Below are 19,183 nucleotides of genomic sequence, written 5' to 3'. Positions count from 1 at the left end.
CGAGCCGGTCAGCCCAGCAGCTGGCCCAGGATCTCGGTCAGCTCGGCCGGGCGGATCGGCTTGGCCAGGATCGGCACGCCAAGCGCGGCGCAGCCGCGATTGACGCTTGCGTCGCGATGGGCGGTGACCATGACCGCCGGAACCTCGCGGCCCGCCCGTTCGCGCAGGGCGCGGATCGCGGTCAGGCCGGTATCGCCGTTTTCCAGGCTGTAATCGGCGACGATCACGTCGGGGGGTTCCTCGCCCATCGTCGCCAGGGCCTCGTCGGTGCCGCCCGACAGGCGCGCGACCATGCCCAGCCGGTCGCGCAGGATCATCTCGTATCCGTGCCGCATCCCGGCATCGTTCTCGACCACCAGCGCGACGCGGCCGCGCAACGCCAGGATCGCGGCGTCGGGCGGATCCTTGCGGCGCGGTTCGGTCCGCGCCTCGACCAGCGGCAGGCCGACGCGGAAGACCGTGCCGCGCATCGCCTCGGATTCCAGCCGGATCGGGTGGCCCAGCTTGTTGCAGGCGCGGCGCACGATGGACAGGCCCAGCCCCATGCCGGGCGTCGCCGTGTCGTGGTTGAGGCGCTGGAACTCGTCGAAGATGCGGTTGCGGTCCACGGCCGGAATGCCGACGCCGGTGTCGTAGACATGCAGCCAGCCCATCGGGCCGCGCTTGCGGATGCCGACCAGGACGCCGCCACGGTTACTGTACTTGATCGCGTTCGAGATCAGGTTCTGCGCGATCCGGCGCAGAAAGACCGGATCGCTTTCCACCACCGCATGGGTGGGCACGAAGCTGAGGCGCAACCCCTTCGCCTCGGCCACCGGGGCGAATTCGATGGCCAGGCGGCGGAACAGGTCGTTGACCTGAACCGGCTGGCGGTGGAACTCGATCCGCTGGCTGTCCAGCCGCGAGATATCCAGCACGGCGTGCATCAACTGCTCGACCGATTCGAAGGCGCCCGACAGGCGTTGCGCCAGCTCCTGCTGATTTTCGTCCAGCTGCGTGTCCGACAGGGCCGACAGGAACAGCCGCGCCGCGGAAAGCGGCTGCAGCAGGTCGTGGCTGGCCGCGCGCAGGAAGCGGGTCTTCGAGCGGTTGGCCTCTTCGGCGCTGGCGCGGGCCACGGCCAGCTCGCGGTTGCGCTGCGACAGGTCGGCCATCGCCTTTTCCAGCTGCCGCGTGCGGGCCAGGACCTCCTGCTCCAGCGCGACGGCGGCCTGGAACATCGACCAGGCCGAGCCGCGGGTCTCCTCCAGCCGGTCGATGCGGTCGATCAGGACGCTGTTGATGCGCAGAAGCTTCTCGACCTTGCGCTGGGGCAGGTCGTCGTCACGCAACATGCGCGCCATCCCCCCGTTCCTGCACGGCCGGAGGCATGAAGGCGATTCCCACGAAGGTCTGGTTTACATGCATGCCGCTGTGCTGTTCGCCATAGGTGCTGAAACCGGCCACCCGATACCGCGTGAACATGTCCGACATCGTATCGGTCAGGCCGGCGCGTTCAAGGGCCAGCCGCCGCAGGATGCAGTCGAAGCCCAGCACCATCAGCGGCGGGCAGGGCAGCGAATCCATCGCCTCGGCGAAGCCCTGGGTCATGTCCTCGGCCCGTCCCAGGGTCAGCACCGTGCCCGGATCGATCGCCGACATCAGCGACAGCCCGCCATCCTCGGTCAGCGCGCTGATGGCGCGGACATGGTGCCGGCGGCCCATGCGCAGCAGCAGCGGGTGCTGGGCGAATTCCGTGGGCGTCAGCCGCGCCCGCTCGATGCCGGTCAGGCGCGCATATTCGTCGGCGGCGGGTTCGGCGTTCAGCTCTAGGATGCGGCGCTTCTCGGGGATCGCGGCGGTGACGACGGCGCGGGTCTGGGTGGGGCTGAAATGGGCGAAGGTGACTTCGCTGACCGCCAGGTCGGTCTCGACCAGGACGAAGACGGCGATGTCGTCGCGGGCCTCGCCCTGGGCCAGCAGGGTGGTGCGGCGAAAATCCAGCCCGTCCCCGGCCGAGCCGCCCAGCACCGGCACCGAGGGCAGCGCCGCGTCGATGGTGGCGACCAGCGCGTCCTCCTGCCCGGCCATGCCGTCGACCAGAAGCAGGCCGAACAGCGACCGGCGCGGATCGGGTCCGAAGGCCGCGTGATGGCGGCGCAGCGCCGCCATCCAGTCCGAGACCGGCAGCGTTCCCAGGTCGGGCAGCACCAGCGCGCTGGCCCGGAAGCTGGCGCGCGGAAAGCCGATCGCGACCATGCTGCCGGCGGTATAGCCATCGGGCCCGATCTCTCCGGCCGAGGAACAGCCGGCCACCGCGCAATCCGGCCCCAGCGCGGCGGAAAGGCGCGCGCCCACCGGGCCAAGCCGGTCGCCCCGGCCGCCGAACAGCAAGACCAGCGTCGGCGCCGAGGGTTCCAGCGTGGCCAGCAGCCGCTCGGCCAGGTCGGGCGCGTCGCAATCGGCCTGCACCGCCACGGGACCCGGAAGGGCGGCCGGGGCGGCGTCCATCAGCCGGCCTCGAACAGCCGGATCGTGTTCGCCAGCAGCACGGCCTGGGTGCGGCGGCGGGCGTTGATCTTGGACATGATCGCGGTGATGTGGGTCTTCACCGTGGCCTCGGCGATGGACAGCTCGTAGCTGATCTCCTTGTTCGCCTTGCCCTGGCAGATCAGCCGCAGGATCTTCATCTGCTGCGGCGTCAGCGTGGCGAAGCGGCGGGCCAGTTCGGCGCGGGCCTCGTCCTCGGCCTGGGCCTGTTCGGGCTCGTAACCCTCGGGGGTGACGAATTCGCCCTCCCACATGCGGCGCAGGCTGTCCACCAGCGCCTCGCGGCTGAGCGACTTGCTGATATAGCCCTGCGCCCCCGCCGCCATCGCGGCCGAGATCATCGCGGCCTCCAGATCGGCCGAGATCATGGTGATCGGCACCTCGGGCAGCTGCCGGCGCAGCGTCACGATGCCTTCGGCGCCGCGCGCGTCCGGCAGGTTCAGGTCCAGGATCACCGCGTCGGGCGCCCCCTGCGCGCGGATCTGTTCGATCGCCGCGCCAAGGCTGCGGGCGGTGCGGACATTCTTCAACCCGAAGCTGATCTTCAGCGTCAGTGCCAGGGCATCGCACATCAGCGGATGGTCGTCGACGATCAGGATCTCGCGGACCCGGTCCGCACTTGGCCGGGGCGTGGACGACGGCTTGGCCTGCACGGCTGCGGCTGTCATTTCTATTCCTCCCGTGAGCTTGTGGATGGCGGCCTCCTCCTGCCGCCTGGTCCTGGGGGCGATTGTAGGAGGGGGGCCGGGCAAAGCAAGCCCCGTCGCGGGATCCTGCAACCTTGGACCGTCATTCCCCGCCGAAAATGCGGTCCTGGCGGGCATCCCCGCCCGCGGGCGCCGCATTCCGGCAGCCGCGCGGCGCCGATGACGCGGCCGCCGATTCGCCGTGGCGGATCATTTCCTGATGCGGCGATAGATGAACTCGGCCGTATCGCCGGTCGCGTCCTCCTCGGCCTGGGCGACCAGCCCGGCATGAAGCGGCGATTTCGAGCAGACCGGATCGGTCGCCCGCGCATCGCCGGCCAGCGCCATCGCCTGGCAGCGGCAGCCGCCGAAATCGACGGTCTTGCGCTCGCAGCTGCGGCAGGGCTCGGGCATCCATTCGGTGCCGCGAAAGGCGTTGAAGGACTCCGACAGGTGCCAGATGTCGGACAGCGAGCGTTCGCGGACATTCTCGAAGCGCATCCACTTGATCGAGGGCGCGGCATGGCAGGGCAGCACCGTCCCGTCGGGCGAGACGTTCAGCCCGGTCGAGCCCCAGCCGCCCATGCAGGCCTTGGGATAGATCGCGTGGTGGTCGGCGGGCACATAGTCGATCACCATCCGCCCGCGCAGCCGGAGGCGCGATTCGTTGACCACGGCCCGCGCGAAGGCGGCCTGTTCGCGGGTGGGCATCAGCGCCTTGCGGTTCAGGTCGGCCCAGCCGTGGAACTGCACGGTCGCCACCTCGATCCGCCGCGCGCCAAGCGTCTCGGCCAGGTCGATCATGTCTGGCAGGCGCTCCATGTTCTGGCGGTGGACGACGGCATTGATGGTCAGCGGAAAGCCGATCTCGGCCACCCAAGCTGCGAAGCCCATCTTCTTGTCCCAGGACCCCGGATGGCCGCTGATCCGGTCGGCCATGTCGGGCCGGATGCCCTGCAAGGACAGCTGCACGTGATCGACGCCGGCGCGGTCCAGCTCCTCCAGCCTTTCGCGGGTGATGCCGATCCCCGAGGTGATCAGGTTCACATAGAGCCCCGCATCCCGCGCCGCTTCGACGATCTGCGCTAGGTCGCGGCGCACGCCGGGTTCCCCGCCCGAGACATGGACCTGCAGCACGCCCAGGTCGGCGGCCTGCCGGAAGACGCGGGCCCAGTCCTCGGCCGGCATCTCGCCCTGCGCGCGCACCAGCTCCAGCGGGTTCGAGCAATAGGGGCAGGCCAGCGGGCAGCGATGGGTGATCTCGGCCAGCATGGCCATGGGCAGGCCGGGCGTGACCGGGTTGCCGTCGATGTCGCGGGGCTGCGGGGAAACCGGCTGGTCCTTCATGGCTGCTTCCTCAGGAAAACCATGCGGCGCTCGATCAGGCCGGTCAGGAAATCGCGCACGTCGCCGGCGATCTGGTCCCGGGGCGCGTGATAGCGCGCGGCCAGGTCGCTGACGATCGCCGCCATGCTGCGGTTGCCGTCCAGTTCCGACAGGATCGCATCGCCGATCGGGTCAAGCTGCAAGGCGCGCTCGGGGGCCTGCAGGACGCGGATGCCGCGCACCCGGTCATCGGCCAGCCGCACGCCGCGCGGCAGATAGGGGATGTCGTCCGACCCGATCAGCGGCGCGGGCCGGGCCGTCGGTTGCGGCCTGGATTGCGCGGTCGCTGGCCGGGGGATGGCTGGCTGGACGGTCATGGCAGCAGCCCCTCTCCGGGACGCCAGGCGCCGGGCGGGATGTTGCCCTCGACATAGCCGTGCCACAGCGCGTCCAGCTGCGCCCACAGCACGTCGGTCTTGAAGACCAGCGCCGCCGCCGCCGCGTCCTGCTTTTCCCTCGTGTCGGCATGGGTCAGCACATAGTCCAGCCCGAAGGCCACGTCCTCGGGCGCCTCGGTCAGGCGCTTGCGGAAATAGGCCAGGCTGGTGTCGTCGGCGAAATCGTAATGGGCCAGCAGGCCCTCGATCCGCTGCGCATGGATCTTCGGCGCGAACAGCTCGGTCAGGCTGGCGGCGACGGCATCCAGCAGCGGCATGTCGCGCACGAAGCGGACATAGGCATCGACCGCGAAGCGGGTGGCCGGCATGATGCCCCTGCCGCTGGCGACATAGTCGGGATCCAGCCCCACCGCGCGGGCAAGGGCCAGCCAGCGGCGGATCCCGCCGCCTTCCTCGGTACCGCCGTCATGGTCCTCGATCCGCTTGCGCCAGTGGCGGCGCAGGTCGGGATCCTCGACGCGCGACATGAAGGCGGCGTCCTTCATCGGGATGCGCGACTGGTACATCCAGCGATTGATGACCCAGGCCCGCACCTCGTCGGGGCTGCATTCCCCGCCATGCAGCCGCGCGTGGAACGGGTGGCGGTCGTGATAGCGTTCCGCCCCGATGGCGCGCAGCCTGGCCTCGAAATCCTCGCGGGACTGTTTTTCGCGGGACTGGGCGGCGTTGACGATGTCTTTCACAGCTCGATCTCCATTCCGTCGCGGCCGACATGCCAGCCCTTCGCCCCGGCCTCGGCGGCTTCGGGGCTTTCCGGGTCGCACAGCGGGTTCGAATTGTTCAGATGCACCAGCACGCGACGGTCCACGTCGATATCCTCCAGCATCTCCAGCGTTTCGCTGACCGGCATATGGCCCATGCGGCGCCCGGTCTTGGCGCCAAGCCCCATGCGGATCATCTCGTCATCCGACCACAATGTGCCGTCGAACAGCAGCGCGTCGGCACCCGCGATGCGGTCCTTCAGCCAGCCCGGCATCTCGGCGCAGCCGGGGATATAGAGCGCGCGCCGCCCCTTTGCCGTCAGCTCCACCCCGACGGTGGTCTCGCCCAGCAGGCCGGTCTCGACCACCTCGCCCTCCTGATACAGCGGCACCTTGCCCGGCACGGCGAACAGGGTGGCCTGCAGGCCGGGGGCCAGTTCGACCGGCCGGTCCAGCGCGACGGCCAGGCGCGGCACCAGATCGGCGCGGACCGCGCCCAGCATCGGGTTGGCGGCCAGCGCGTCGTGGATGGCCTGCGTGGCGAACAGCTCGAACGGCTGACTTTCGCGCAATGTCAGCAGCCCGGCCACATGGTCGATATCGCCATTCGTCAGCAGGACCGAGCGCAGCGGCAACTGCCGCAGCCCGGTCGGGTGCAGCGCCGGGGTCGCGGCCAGCTGCTGGCGGATATCGGGCGAGGCGTTCAGGATCGCCCAGCTTTCGCCATCCGCGCTGACCGCGATCGAACTCTGGCTCATCGCCGGGATGCGCCCCGCCCGCGCCGCGTCGCAATTCGAACAGCCGCAATTCCACTGCGGCAAACCGCCGCCAGCCGCCGCGCCCAGCAGGATGATCCGCATCAATTCCCCGATTCACATGCCGTTTCAGACGAAAAACCCCGTCCGAGACCGTCGGACGGGGTCTTCAACCCATTCATGTCCTGAGGGAATCAGAACAGAACCGGTTCGTCCTCGGCCGGTGCGTACATGTTGATTTCCATGCCGCAGGCGATTTCCTTAAGGGTCGGTTTGGTCCAAGCCATGCAATTCCTCCTCCAGGCCATGGGCGTCGCCGTGGCGACTGGTAATCAATGTAGATCACGACGGGGTTGGGTCAACCCGACAAAGGTCGCAATCCTCGGGACATTTTCCCTGCCATTCGCCGGGCCCAACGCCCTGAAATGCCGATGTTTCACGCGATTCGGCCGGTTCGGGCGGCAAGGCGGTCGCGGGTCAAATCATTGCGATGCCGTCTTTCGAATCACGCGGCAGGGCCGGCGCGGGGCTTTCGCCCGGCCAGGACGGGATTGGCACAGGGGATTCGGCAGCTTAGGGTTGAACCGATGATGCGGCCGCGCCGGGGCGTTTCGTCACGGCGGGACGGCCGTTCCGCAGCGGCCGGGGTCCGCGAATATCGAAAGCGCTTTCAAGGCAGGGCGCGGAAGCATGGGATCGGATGGAGATGGTCAGGAGATCCATATTTTCACGGAAAACATTGGAAATTATGGTGCTTTCCGGATGAAGTCCGGCTTTGGCAAAAACCAGGACGCGGCGCCGGTCGGACCAGTTTCCGGCGCATTGATGATAAGCGTTTGACAGATGGTCGGCGCGTGTGTTGTTATCGCTAACTGCCGGGGCCCTGCGCCGAATCCGGCACATCGAGGGAGGAAGACGTGAGGACCATTCTCTATCTGACCGCCACGGCGCTGTCGGCGGCGGCCCTGTCGGCGGGCGGCGCCGCGGCCCAGCTTGTGATCGAGCCGGGCAGCGACGACCGGATCAACTGGCAGAGCCTCGAGGATTTCAAGGCCGCCCATCCCGATCTGGAGGGGCAATCCTTCACTCTGCTGGGCCCCTGGCTGGGTGCCGACCAGGAGCTGTTCACCTCGGTCATCGCCTATTTCCAGGATGCGACCGGCGCCCGCGTCAACTATTCCGGCTCGGACAGTTTCGAGCAGCAGATCGTCATCGACAGCGAGGCGGGATCGCCCCCCGACATGGCGGTCTTTCCCCAGCCGGGGCTTGCCGCCGACCTGGCCGAGAAGGGCCATCTGAAGCCCCTGGGCGAGGACACCGCGGAATGGCTGCGCGACAATTACGCGGCGGGCGAAAGCTGGGCGGCGCTGGGGACCTATGCCGGCCCCGACGGCGAACAGGCGCTCTATGCCTTTCCCTACAAGGCCGACGTGAAGTCGCTGGTCTGGTACGTCCCCGAGAATTTCGAGGATGCCGGCTATGAGATCCCCGAAACCTATGAGGATCTGAAGGCGCTGACCGAACAGATCGCCGAGGATGGCGAGACGCCCTGGTGCATCGGGCTGGGTTCGGGCGGGGCGACGGGCTGGCCCGCGACCGACTGGGTCGAGGACCTGATGCTGCGCATGAACAGCCCCGAGGATTACGACGCCTGGACCACCAACGAGTTGCCCTTCAACGATCCCAAGGTGGTCGCCGCGATCGAGGAATTCGGCTGGTTCGCCGGCAATGACGATTTCGTGGCCGGCGGCACGCGCGGGGTGTCCTCGACCGATTTCCGCGACAGCCCCAAGGGTTTGTTCGACAGCCCGCCGGCTTGCTACATGCATCGCCAGGCCAGCTTCATCCCGTCCTTCTTCCCCGGCGGCACGGTGATCGGCGAGGATGCGGATTTCTTCTATTTCCCCGCCCCGGCCGAGGGCGACCTGGGCCAGCCCGTGCTGGGCGGCGGCACGCTGTTCGCGCTTCTGTCCGACAATGCCGCCGCGGCCGCCTTCGTCGAATTCCTCAAGACCCCGGCCGCGCATGAGATCTGGATGGCGCAGAAGGGTTTCGTGACCCCCCATTCCGGCGTCAATCCCGAGGCTTACGGGGACGAGACGCTGAAGAAGATGGGCCAGATCCTGCTGGATGCGACGACCTTCCGCTTCGACGGCTCGGACCTGATGCCGGGCGCGATCGGCGCGGGGGCGTTCTGGACCGGCATGGTCGATTTCGTCGGCGGCAGGCCGGCGCAACAGGTGGCCGACCGGATCCAGCAGACCTGGTCGACGCTGAACTGACGCCGCAAAGGCGCGGACCGGGCGCGACGGAAACAACACCGGCGCGTCCGAAACAACAACGGGGGACAAAGGGATGGACCTGTTCTGGCTGGCCGTCAGCACGATCGCCGTGGGCGTCTTCGGCTGCGTGGCCTGGTTCTGGGGATCGAACATGATCCTGGACCGGATCTGGCCGCCGCGCGGCCCCAATGCCGGCGACAATATCCGCAAGGCGAACCAGGTCCGGCCCTGGCTGTTCCTGGGACCGGCGATCCTGTTCCTGACGCTCTACCTGGTCTATCCGGTGATCGACAGCTTCTGGCGGTCGCTGCACAATGCCAATGGCAGCCGCTTCGTCGGCGGGGCGAATTACAGCTGGCTGCTGGGCGACGGCAAGTTCCGCGAATCGATGCGCAACAACATGTTGTGGCTGCTGGTCGTGCCGGCGCTGTCCACGCTGTTCGGGCTGATCGCCGCGCAGCTGACCGACCGGATCAGATGGGGCAATATCGGCAAGTCGCTGATCTTCATGCCGATGGCGATCAGCTTCGTCGGCGCGGGGGTGATCTGGAAGTTCATCTACGAATACCGCGCCGCAGGCGAGACCCAGATCGGCCTGCTGAACTGGATCGTGACCAGCCTTGGCGGCCAGCCGCAGATCTGGCTGACCCTGCCGGTCTGGAACAACTTCTTCCTGATGCTGGTGCTGGTCTGGATCCAGACCGGCTTTGCCATGGTGATCCTGTCGGCCGCACTGCGCGGCATCCCCGAGGAAACCATCGAGGCCGCGATCCTGGACGGCGCCTCGCCCTGGCAGGTGTTCTTCAAGATCAAGGTGCCGCAGATCATGGGCACCATCGCCGTGGTCTGGACCACCATCACCATCGTGGTGCTGAAGGTCTTCGACATCGTCTTCGTGATGACCAACGGCCAATGGGGCACGCAGGTGCTGGCGAACCTGATGTATGACTGGATGTTCCGCGGCACGCCCGATTACGGGCGCGGCTCGGCCATCGCCATCGTGCTGATGATCCTGGTGACGCCGATCATGATCTGGAACATCCGCAACGCGCGCAGGGAGGCAGGCTGATGGAGGGCATGGCTGGACAGAAATCCACGCTGGTCTGGGCGGTCAACATCTCGGCCTTCCTTCTGGTGCTGCTGTGGACGATCCCGACGCTGGGGCTGCTGGTCTCGTCCTTCCGCGACCGCGACCAGATCGCCTCCAGCGGCTGGTGGCAGTCCTTCTCGGCGTCGGAACAGACCGGCTTCGTGCGGACCGGAACCGACGCGGATGCGGTGCAGCGCGACGGGCTTTACGTCATCGAGGGCAATGTGCTGGCCGAGGGCCAGTCACTGGTCGCCTGGGGCACCCGCGCCCGCGATCCCGGCGCCCATCAGCCGGGCGAGACGGTCGAGACCAGCGACGGCTGGCAGCTGACCGTGGCCGAGGACGGCGCCTATGTGCTGACCTCGCCCACCCCCTTCGAGATGCGGCGCGGCGAGCGGATCTTCCTGACCACCAAGGCGCCGCCGAAATTCACCGCCGCCAATTACCAGCGCGTGCTGACCGCCGAGGGGCTGGGCCGGGCCTTCATGAACACGCTGACGGTGACGATCCCGGCCACGGTGATCCCGATCCTGATCGCCGCCTTCGCCGCCTATGCCCTGGCCTGGATGCGCTTTCCGGGCCGGGCGCTGCTGACCGCGGCGGTGGTCGGGCTCTTGGTCGTGCCCTTGCAGGTGGCGCTGATCCCGCTCTTGCGGATGCACAACGAGATCGGCATCGGCAAGGGCTATCTGGGCATCTGGCTGGCCCATACCGGCTTCGGCCTGCCGCTGGCGATCTATCTGCTTCGGAACTACATGATCGGCCTGCCGCGCGAGGTGATCGAAAGCGCCCGCGTCGATGGCGCGACCGAGTTCCAAATCTTCCGGCGCATCATCCTGCCGCTGTCCTTCCCGGCGCTGGCCAGTTTCGCGATCTTCCAGTTCCTGTGGGTGTGGAACGACCTGCTGGTGGCGACCGTTTTCCTGGGCAACACGCGCGAACAGCTGGTCATGACCGGCGTGCTGCGCGAGCTGATGGGATCGAAGGGTGGCGAATGGGAAATCCTTGCGACATCGGCCTTCATCTCGATTGCCGTGCCGCTGGCGGTGTTCTTCGCAATGCAGAAATACCTGGTCCGGGGACTGCTGGCCGGGTCCGTGAAAGGTGGATGAATTGAACGGAAAGACAGTGGAATGGTGGAAGGGCGGAGTCATCTATCAGATCTATCCGCGCAGCTTCCAGGATACGACCGGGGACGGGATCGGCGATCTTGCCGGTATCGCGCAGCGCCTGCCCTATGTCGCCTCGCTGGGGGTGGATGCGGTCTGGATCTCGCCCTTCTTCAGCTCTCCGATGAAGGATTTCGGCTATGATGTCAGCGATTACCGCGGCATCGATCCGATCTTCGGGACGATGGAGGATTTCGACTGGCTGGTCGAGCGCGCCCACGAGCTGGGGCTGAAGGTGATGATCGACCTGGTGATGTCGCATACCTCGGACCAGCACCCGTGGTTCCGCGAAAGCCGCGCCTGCCGCGACAATCCGAAATCCGACTGGTATGTCTGGTCCGATCCCAAGCCCGACGGCACCGCGCCGACCAACTGGCTGTCGATCTTCGGCGGCAGCGCCTGGCAATGGGACGCGCGGCGCGAACAGTATTACCTGCACAACTTCCTGGCCCAGCAGCCGGACCTGAACTTCCACAACCCCGAAGTGCAGGACGCGCTGCTGGAGATGGCGAAATTCTGGCTGGAAAAGGGCGTGGATGGCTTCCGGCTGGACACGATCAACTTCTATTTCCACGACGCCCAGCTGCGCGACAACCCGCCGCTTGCGCCCGATCTGCGCAAGGCCGACACCGCGCCCGCCGTGAACCCCTACAATCACCAAAGCCACCGCTACGACAAGTCGCAGCCGGAGAACCTGGCCTTCCTGGAACGTTTCGCGCAGGTGATCCGCCCCTACGGCGCCGCCGTGGTGGGCGAGATCGGCGACAGCGAGCGCGGGCTGGAGCTGCTGGAGGAATATACCGGCGTGCCCGGCCGGATCGAGATGTCCTATGTCTTCGACTTCCTGTCGGGCGACGGCCTTCCCGCGGAACGCTTCCTGGAGGTGTTCGAGCGGCTGGACCAGGTGGCGCCGAATGCCTGGCCCTGCTGGGCGATGTCGAACCACGACGTGGTGCGCCATATCAGCCGCTGGAACCTGTCCGACCAGGCGGCCAAGGCCTATGCGACGGTGCTGCTGTGCCTGCGCGGCTCGGTCTGTCTCTACCAGGGCGAGGAGCTGGGCCTGCCCGAGGCCGAGCTGAACTTCGAGGATCTGCGCGACCCTTACGGCATCGAGTTCTGGCCCGAATTCAAGGGCCGCGACGGCTGCCGGACGCCGATGGTCTGGGACATGGGCGTCAATGGCGGTTTCTCGACCAGCCAGCCCTGGCTGCCGGTGCCGCACAGCCATCTGCAGCGCACCGTCGTCGGGCAAGAGGCCGATGCGCAATCGGTGCTGCACCATTATCGCTGGGCCATCGGGCTGCGCCGCAAGCACAGCGCGTTGCGCGGCGGCAGGCAGTTCGGGATGCAGGCGGATGGCCCGGTCCTCAGCTTCCGCCGCCAGGACGAGGCGCAGTGCCTGCTGATCCGCGCCAACCTGTCCGAGGAGGAGGCGGGCGGGCTGAACCCGTGGCAGGTCCAGATCATCGAGGGATAGCGAGAGGGAGGAGGCTGCAACATGGCCGATCTGAAACTGACGGGCGTCGCCAAGTCCTATGGCGACGTGCAGGTGCTGAGTGACATCGACCTCGATATCCGGTCGGGCGAGTTCATCGTGTTCGTCGGCCCCTCGGGTTGCGGCAAGTCCACGCTTCTGCGGATGATCGCGGGGCTTGAACAGATCTCGGGCGGGGTGCTGGAAATCGCCGGGCAGCGGATGAACGACATCCCGCCCAGCCAGCGCGGCATCGCCATGGTGTTCCAGTCCTACGCGCTCTATCCGCATATGACGGTGCGCGACAACATGGCCTTCGCGCTGAAGATCGCCGGCAAGTCGAGATCCGAGATCCGCGAGGCCACCGACCGCGCCGGCCGGATGCTGCAGCTGACGCCCTATCTGGACCGGCTGCCCAAGGCGCTGTCGGGCGGCCAGCGCCAGCGCGTGGCCATCGGCCGGGCCATCGTCCGCGACCCGCAAGTCTATCTGTTCGACGAGCCGCTGTCGAACCTGGACGCCGCTTTGCGCGTGGCGACGCGGATCGAGATCGCGCAGCTGAAGGCCTCGATGCCCGACCGCACGATGATCTATGTCACCCACGACCAGACCGAGGCGATGACCCTGGCCGACCGCATCGTGGTGCTGGCCGGCGGCGGCATCGCGCAGGTCGGCGCGCCGCTGGAGCTGTATGAGCGCCCGATCAACGAATTCGTGGCGCAGTTCATCGGCAGCCCGGCGATGAACCTGCTGCCCGGCAAGGTCGCGCAGACCGGCGCCGAGACGGTGGTGGCGCTGGACGGCGGCGGCGTGGCGCATGTGGGGATCCCGACCCGGCACGAGGATCAGGGCATGGCGGTCAATGTCGGCATCCGCCCCGAGGACATGCGCGAGACCGAGGGCGAGGCGATCTTCGAGGGCGTGGTGGACCTGACCGAGGCCCTGGGCGAGGTCACGCTGCTCTATTTCGGCACGCGGGACAGGCCCGTGCCGGTCATCGCCAAGCTGCCCGGCATCCACCCGGCGCTGGACGGCCGCCGGGTGCGGCTGACCGCCGATCCGCAGGCGCTGCACCTGTTTCATCAGGGCCAGTCGCTGCTGTATCGCGAGGGGGTGGAGCTGCCGCCCTACCAGCCCCGCGCGGCGATCCCGGCATAAGCAGCGATCCCTCGGCCCGGGGCTGCGCCGGATCGTCGCCCTTCGACCAAAGTCGTAAACCGCCGCCGGCCTTTCCTGATATACTCGCCCCACCGGGAGAGGAATCATGACGCAACGCAGCCACGCGGATCTGGTGGCCGAGCAGTCGCAGTCGAAATCCGCGACATCGGCCCTTGCCGCATCCTGGCGACGCTCCATGCTGAAGCACGGGCTGGACCCTGCCGACCGGCGGCGGCCGGAACGGGTCGGCCGCGCCGAACTGGCGCAGCGGCGCGAGGCGATGGCGCATTTCCTGCGCGTGGCCGGGCCGCAGCTGGACCAACTCTACAGCCTGGTCGCGCTGCCGGGCTGCAACGTGCTGCTGACCGATGCCGATGGCGTGGTGCTGGACCAGCGGGTCGGCGACGGCGATGCCGCGCAGTTCCGCGACTGGGGGCTGTGGCAGGGCGCCGACTGGTCCGAGGCGGCGCAGGGCACCAACGGCATCGGCACCTGCCTGGCCGAGGGCCGGCAGGTCACCATCCATCGCGACGAACATTTCCACACCCGCAATACCGGCCTGTCCTGCATGGACGCGCCGATCTGGGGCCCGGACGGTCGACTTCTGGCGGCGCTGGACGTCAGCTCGGCCCGCGCCGACCAGACCGGGCGCTACAACCGGCTGATCTCGGCCCAGGTCGGCCAGACCGCCCGCGCGATCGAGGCGATGTTCTTCCGCGCCAGCTTCCCCGAGGCGCGGATCGTGGTGGCGATGGACGACCATCCCGAGGCGACGATGCTGCTGGCGGTGGACAGGGACGACATCGCCATCGGCGCCACCCGCGCCGCTCGCCGTGCGCTGGGGCTGGAACGCGAAGGCGCGATCCGCCCGCGGCCTGCCGCCGACCTGCTGGGCCGCGACGACGACCTGGCGGGGTTCGAGCGGGCCGAACGCGCCGCCGTCAGCCGGGCGCTGGCGCGGGCCGGGGGCAATGTCTCGGCCGCCGCGCGGGCCCTGGGGGTGGGGCGTGCGACGCTCTATCGGCGGATGGGCCGGCTGGGGCTGAACGCGAAATGATCGCCGACCTGTCTCGCTGCCGAGACAGGTCCCGCGGGGTCGACCAAAGGAGGCGTTGATTCGAATCCGGGGTCGGCCAAGCTTTACCGCAGCCCGGTCGGGGAGAGACCGGCGGACAATGTCAGAGGAGGAAGACGATGCCGAACGACCAGACGCATGAATTCAAGGGTGTCGGCGTGATGCCCTTCGCCCGTCGCTACGACAATTTCATCGGCGGCCAGTGGGTCGCGCCGAAATCGGGCAAATATTTCACCAACACCACCCCGATCACCGGCGGCGAGATCGGCGAGATCGCCCGCTCGAATGCCGACGACATCGAGGCCGCGCTGGATGCCGCCCATGCCGTCAAGGACCGCTGGGGCCAGACCTCGCCCGCGGAACGGTCCGGCATCCTGCTGAAGATCGCCGACCGGATGGAGCAGAACCTGGAACTGCTGGCCAGCGCCGAGACCTGGGACAACGGCAAGCCGATCCGCGAGACCATGGCCGCCGACCTGCCGCTGGCCATCGACCATTTCCGCTATTTCGCGGGCGTGCTGCGCGGCCAGGAGGGCTCGCTGTCGGAAATCGACCACGACACCGTGGCCTATCACTTCCACGAGCCGCTTGGCGTCGTGGGCCAGATCATCCCCTGGAACTTCCCGCTGCTGATGGCCTGCTGGAAGCTGGCCCCGGCGCTGGCCGCCGGCAATTGCGTGGTGCTGAAACCGGCCGAGCAGACCCCGGCCGGGATCATGGTCTGGGCCGACCTGGTGGGCGATCTCTTGCCGCCGGGCGTGCTGAACATCGTCAACGGCTTCGGGCTGGAGGCCGGCAAGCCCCTGGCCTCGAACCCGCGCATCGCCAAGATCGCCTTCACCGGCGAGACGACGACCGGCCGGCTGATCATGCAATATGCCTCGGAAAACCTGATCCCGGTGACGCTGGAACTGGGCGGCAAGTCCCCGAACATCTTCTTCGAGGATGTCGCGCGCGAGGATGACGATTTCCTCGACAAGGCGATCGAGGGCTTCGTGATGTTCGCGCTGAACCAGGGCGAGGTCTGCACCTGCCCGTCGCGCGCGCTGATCCATGAATCGATCTATGACCGCTTCATGGACCGCGCGCTGGCCCGCGTGAAGGCGATCAAGCAGGGCGACCCGCGCGATGCCGCGACGATGATCGGCGCGCAGGCCAGTTCCGAGCAGAAGGAGAAGATCCTCTCCTATTTCGACATCGGCCGCAAGGAAGGCGCCGAGGTGCTGACCGGCGGCAAGTCGGCCGATCTGGGCGGCGAATTGTCCAGCGGCTATTACATCGAGCCGACGGTGCTGCGCGGCAACAACAAGATGCGCGTCTTCCAGGAGGAGATCTTCGGCCCGGTCGTGTCGGTGACCACCTTCAAGGACCAGGACGAGGCGCTGTCGATCGCCAATGACACGCTCTACGGCCTGGGCGCCGGCGTCTGGTCGCGCGATGCCAATACCTGCTACCGCTTCGGCCGGGCGATCAAGGCGGGCCGCGTCTGGACCAACTGCTATCACGCCTATCCGGCCCATGCGGCCTTCGGCGGCTACAAGCAGTCGGGCATCGGCCGCGAGACCCACAAGATGATGCTGGACCACTATCAGCAGACCAAGAACATGCTGGTCAGCTACAGCCCGAAGAAGCTGGGCTTCTTCTGAGCCCGGCGGGGGGCTTCGCGCCCCCCGCACCCCCCGCGGGGTATTTTCGCAACGAAGAAACGCATGTTCGGCTTCTTCGTTGTCAAAATACCCGAAAGAGACGCCCGCAGGGCCGGGCCGCAGCCGGAAAGGAAGCGCAGGATGTCCACCGTCACCGCCACGCCCGAGGCGCTGAAGCTGCTGGCCGAGATCGTCGCCGATCACGGCCCGGTGCTGTTCCACCAGTCGGGCGGCTGCTGCGACGGCTCGTCGCCGATGTGCTATCCGCAGGGCGATTTCCGGGTCAGCGAGCGCGACGTGAAGCTGGGAGAGATTGGCGGCGCGCCCTTCTACATCTCGGCCAGCCAGTACGAGACCTGGAAACATACCGACCTGGTCATCGACGTGGTGCCGGGGCGCGGCGGCATGTTCAGCCTGGACAACGGGCGCGAGAAACGCTTCCTGGTCCGCTCGGAGATCTGTTCCATTTGAATGTCCCCGCCGATTGTGAGCCGCCCGGATTTCGCCTATAAGCACCGGCATTCGCGGAGGGCATCACATGGAATACAGCATCTTCATCGACGGCGAGGCCGGAACCACGGGTCTGCAGATCCGCGAGCGTCTGGAATCGCGCGAGGAGATCCGCCTGATCCAGGTCGACCCCGCCCGCCGCAAGGATGCCGATGCGCGCCGCGAGGCCTTTGCCGAGGCGGATCTCGCGATCCTCTGCCTGCCCGACGAAGCCGCGCGCGAGGCGGTCGAGCTGGCGCGGGGCCTCGATGTGCGGCTGATCGACGCCTCGACCGCGCATCGGGTGGACGAGCGCTGGACCTTCGGCTTTCCCGAACTGGCCGCCGATCAGCGCGACCGGATCGCCTCGGCGCGGCTGGTCAGCAATCCGGGCTGCTATTCCACCGGCGCGATCGCCATGATCGCGCCGCTGATCGCCGCCGGCCTGGTCGACGAGGACGAATACCTGGCGATCAATGCCGTCAGCGGCTATAGCGGCGGCGGCAAGGCGCTGATCGCGGAATACGAGGATGGCGGGGCGCCGGACCATTTCGTCTATGGCCTGAACCAGCGCCACAAGCATATCCCCGAGATCATGGTCCATACCGGCTTGCGCGTGCAGCCGATCTTCGCGCCCTCGGTCGGCAATTTCGCGCAGGGCATGGCGGTGCAATTGCCGCTGCACCTGGACGAGCAGCGCACCACCGCCGCGCTGTTCGAGGCGCTGGCCGATCACTATGCCGGCCAGCAATTCGTCGAGGTCGTGGAGGCCGGGGAAATCGGCGCCCGGATCGTGCCGACCGACCTGAACGGGACCAACATGATGCGCATCAGCGTGCATGGCGATGACGACAATGGCTGCGCCACGGTCGTCGCGGTGCTGGACAACCTGGGCAAGGGGGCCTCGGGCGCCGCGGTCCAGAACCTTAACATCATGCTGGACCTGGACGAGGAGGCGGGGCTGTAATTCGGCCACGGCGGCGCTAAAGCCGCTCACGCCTTGTTGACCCGGCGGCCGGAATGATGCCTTTTCGGCCTGCCATTTTTCATTTGCAGGTTTCCATGCCGGTCATCCGTTTCAATCCCGCCATCGACAGCGGTATCGTCGATATTCCGATCATGATCGATGCGATCGTCCTTTACGCCTCGCTGGACCGGGTCATGCCCTCGCGGGTCGAGATGTCGTTCGGCCGGCTGGATTTCATCCTGGTGGGCAGCGGTTTCCAGACGCGCAGCACGTCCTATGGGCCTTATCTCAGCCATGGCCGGATCGATCAGGTCATCGTCAATATCGATGGCGAGTTCGGCATGTCGATGAGGCAGATGGATCTGCCCGTCCAGCAGATGCTGGATGCCTATATCGCCGAGGCGCTGGGAACCGACAACGCGGCGGTCGAGGATCTGCTGCTGACGAAATCCTATACCTATTACGGCAATGCCAATGCCGACCTGCTGCCGCAGGGGGTGCGCAATGCCGACGGGATCGAGCTGAATTTCCGCGGCGACGACCTGATGTATCTGCGCGGCGGCAACGACCATGTCTTCACCGGTGACGGCAATGACACCGTTCATGGCGGGATCGGGAACGACACGATCATCGGCGGGCGCGGCGACGACCGCCTTTACGGCAATGCGGGCAATGACGATCTGCGCGGCGGCAATGGCCGCGACCTGCTGGATGGCGGCATGGGCCATGACCGGCTGAATGGCGGCGCGGGCAGCGACACGCTGCGGGGCGGCGCCGGCGACGATACGCTGAACGGGGCGCAGGGCGACGATCTTCTGCAGGGCGGCGCCGGCCGCGACCTGCTGGCCGGCGGGGCGGGCGACGACCGGCTGAACGGCGCCGCCGGAGCCGACACGCTGCAGGGTGGCGCCGGAAACGACATGCTGTTCGGCGGGGCCGGCGCGGACCGGCTGATCGGCGGTCCGGGCGATGACACGCTGACCGGCGGCGCGGGCGCCGATACGCTGACGGGGGGCGCCGGCGCGGATGTCTTCGTCTTCGCGAAGCGCTCCTCGGTCGGGCTCCAGCGCGACACGATCACCGATTTCGGCAATGGCGCGGACCGGATCGATCTGCGCGCGCTGTTCTCGCAGCCGGCGGAATTCATTGGAAACGAACGCTTTTCCGGCAATGGCCCCGAGGTGCGCCAGGTCGATTCGCTGCTGGTCATCGACAGCAATGGCGATGGTCTGGCGGATCATTCGATCGCCATTCGCAACGGCGCCGTGATCGACGCCTTCGATCTGCTGATGTAGAAGCGCCCTCCGGGTTGACCGGATATTGCGGCAGGTTCGCAAAAATTTACCACTTCTTCATGATTATCGCTTTTATTGGC

Annotated in this window: 18 protein-coding genes; 10 read left to right on the top strand and 8 right to left on the bottom strand. The window is 67.3% G+C overall.

Annotation, left to right across the window (positions count from 1 at the left end):
- Positions 1–8 precede the first annotated feature (8 nt).
- The 8 genes from C9E82_RS08115 to pqqA all read right to left on the bottom strand — a co-directional run bounded on the left by C9E82_RS08115 (position 9) and on the right by pqqA (position 6,742).
- The gene (locus C9E82_RS08115; protein WP_240643648.1) at positions 9–1,343 is read right to left on the bottom strand and encodes an ATP-binding response regulator; all 1,335 of its coding nucleotides are present in this window, start codon (positions 1,341–1,343) and stop codon (positions 9–11) included.
- On the bottom strand, positions 1,324–2,490 hold the full coding sequence (locus tag C9E82_RS08110) for an FIST N-terminal domain-containing protein (protein ID WP_119900276.1): 1,167 nt from the start codon (positions 2,488–2,490) through the stop codon (positions 1,324–1,326). Before C9E82_RS08110 ends, C9E82_RS08115 begins: the two co-directional genes overlap by 20 nt.
- Entirely contained in the window at positions 2,490–3,197 is a 708-nt protein-coding gene (locus tag C9E82_RS08105) for a response regulator (RefSeq protein WP_119900275.1), read from the bottom strand. The genes C9E82_RS08110 and C9E82_RS08105 overlap by 1 nt, the downstream gene beginning before the upstream one ends.
- A gap of 228 nt (positions 3,198–3,425) precedes the next feature.
- Positions 3,426–4,562: a pyrroloquinoline quinone biosynthesis protein PqqE gene (gene pqqE, locus C9E82_RS08100; protein WP_119900274.1), complete on the bottom strand. Its 1,137-nt coding sequence runs from the start codon at positions 4,560–4,562 to the stop codon at positions 3,426–3,428.
- Positions 4,559–4,918: a pyrroloquinoline quinone biosynthesis peptide chaperone PqqD gene (pqqD, locus tag C9E82_RS08095; RefSeq protein ID WP_119900273.1), complete on the bottom strand. Its 360-nt coding sequence runs from the start codon at positions 4,916–4,918 to the stop codon at positions 4,559–4,561. Before pqqD ends, pqqE begins: the two co-directional genes overlap by 4 nt.
- Positions 4,915–5,682: a pyrroloquinoline-quinone synthase PqqC gene (pqqC, locus tag C9E82_RS08090; RefSeq protein ID WP_420849855.1), complete on the bottom strand. Its 768-nt coding sequence runs from the start codon at positions 5,680–5,682 to the stop codon at positions 4,915–4,917. Before pqqC ends, pqqD begins: the two co-directional genes overlap by 4 nt.
- Complete coding sequence (pqqB, locus tag C9E82_RS08085) at positions 5,679–6,560, bottom strand: pyrroloquinoline quinone biosynthesis protein PqqB (RefSeq protein WP_119900272.1); 882 nt, start codon at positions 6,558–6,560, stop codon at positions 5,679–5,681. The genes pqqC and pqqB overlap by 4 nt, the downstream gene beginning before the upstream one ends.
- An 89-nt stretch (positions 6,561–6,649) precedes the next feature.
- Positions 6,650–6,742 (bottom strand): pyrroloquinoline quinone precursor peptide PqqA, encoded by a 93-nt coding sequence (gene pqqA, locus C9E82_RS08080; protein WP_076522366.1) that lies wholly within the window; start codon positions 6,740–6,742, stop codon positions 6,650–6,652.
- 663 nt (positions 6,743–7,405) lie between these two features.
- Here pqqA and C9E82_RS08075 point away from each other — a divergent pair.
- From C9E82_RS08075 to C9E82_RS08030, 10 genes are all read left to right on the top strand, one after another.
- Positions 7,406–8,737, top strand: a complete 1,332-nt coding sequence (locus tag C9E82_RS08075; RefSeq protein WP_420849856.1) for an ABC transporter substrate-binding protein — start codon at positions 7,406–7,408, stop codon at positions 8,735–8,737.
- Between the two features lie 73 nt (positions 8,738–8,810).
- On the top strand, positions 8,811–9,806 hold the full coding sequence (locus C9E82_RS08070) for a carbohydrate ABC transporter permease (protein ID WP_119900270.1): 996 nt from the start codon (positions 8,811–8,813) through the stop codon (positions 9,804–9,806).
- Positions 9,806–10,939, top strand: a complete 1,134-nt coding sequence (locus C9E82_RS08065; protein ID WP_119900269.1) for a carbohydrate ABC transporter permease — start codon at positions 9,806–9,808, stop codon at positions 10,937–10,939. Before C9E82_RS08070 ends, C9E82_RS08065 begins: the two co-directional genes overlap by 1 nt.
- 1 nt (position 10,940) lies before the next feature.
- Positions 10,941–12,476: an alpha-amylase family glycosyl hydrolase gene (locus C9E82_RS08060; RefSeq protein WP_119900268.1), complete on the top strand. Its 1,536-nt coding sequence runs from the start codon at positions 10,941–10,943 to the stop codon at positions 12,474–12,476.
- Between the two features lie 21 nt (positions 12,477–12,497).
- Positions 12,498–13,631, top strand: coding sequence for an ABC transporter ATP-binding protein (locus C9E82_RS08055; protein ID WP_119900267.1), 1,134 nt, complete (start codon positions 12,498–12,500; stop codon positions 13,629–13,631).
- 106 nt (positions 13,632–13,737) lie between these two features.
- Entirely contained in the window at positions 13,738–14,688 is a 951-nt protein-coding gene (locus tag C9E82_RS08050) for a GAF domain-containing protein (RefSeq protein WP_183154054.1), read from the top strand.
- A gap of 137 nt (positions 14,689–14,825) precedes the next feature.
- Positions 14,826–16,352: an aldehyde dehydrogenase gene (gene adh / locus C9E82_RS08045; RefSeq protein WP_119900266.1), complete on the top strand. Its 1,527-nt coding sequence runs from the start codon at positions 14,826–14,828 to the stop codon at positions 16,350–16,352.
- A 141-nt stretch (positions 16,353–16,493) separates the two neighbouring features.
- Complete coding sequence (locus C9E82_RS08040) at positions 16,494–16,823, top strand: DUF779 domain-containing protein (protein WP_119900763.1); 330 nt, start codon at positions 16,494–16,496, stop codon at positions 16,821–16,823.
- A gap of 67 nt (positions 16,824–16,890) precedes the next feature.
- Positions 16,891–17,808, top strand: a complete 918-nt coding sequence (gene argC, locus C9E82_RS08035; protein ID WP_119900762.1) for an N-acetyl-gamma-glutamyl-phosphate reductase — start codon at positions 16,891–16,893, stop codon at positions 17,806–17,808.
- Between the two features lie 95 nt (positions 17,809–17,903).
- Positions 17,904–19,103, top strand: a complete 1,200-nt coding sequence (locus C9E82_RS08030) for a calcium-binding protein (protein ID WP_183154053.1) — start codon at positions 17,904–17,906, stop codon at positions 19,101–19,103.
- The last annotated feature ends 80 nt before the right edge of the window (positions 19,104–19,183 follow it).

It is taken from the genome of Paracoccus sigandri, from assembly GCF_003709565.1.
GTDB lineage: Bacteria > Pseudomonadota > Alphaproteobacteria > Rhodobacterales > Rhodobacteraceae > Paracoccus > Paracoccus siganidrum.
The sequence above is the reverse complement of the archived record's forward strand: the minus strand, read 5'-3'. Positions and strand labels throughout refer to the sequence as shown.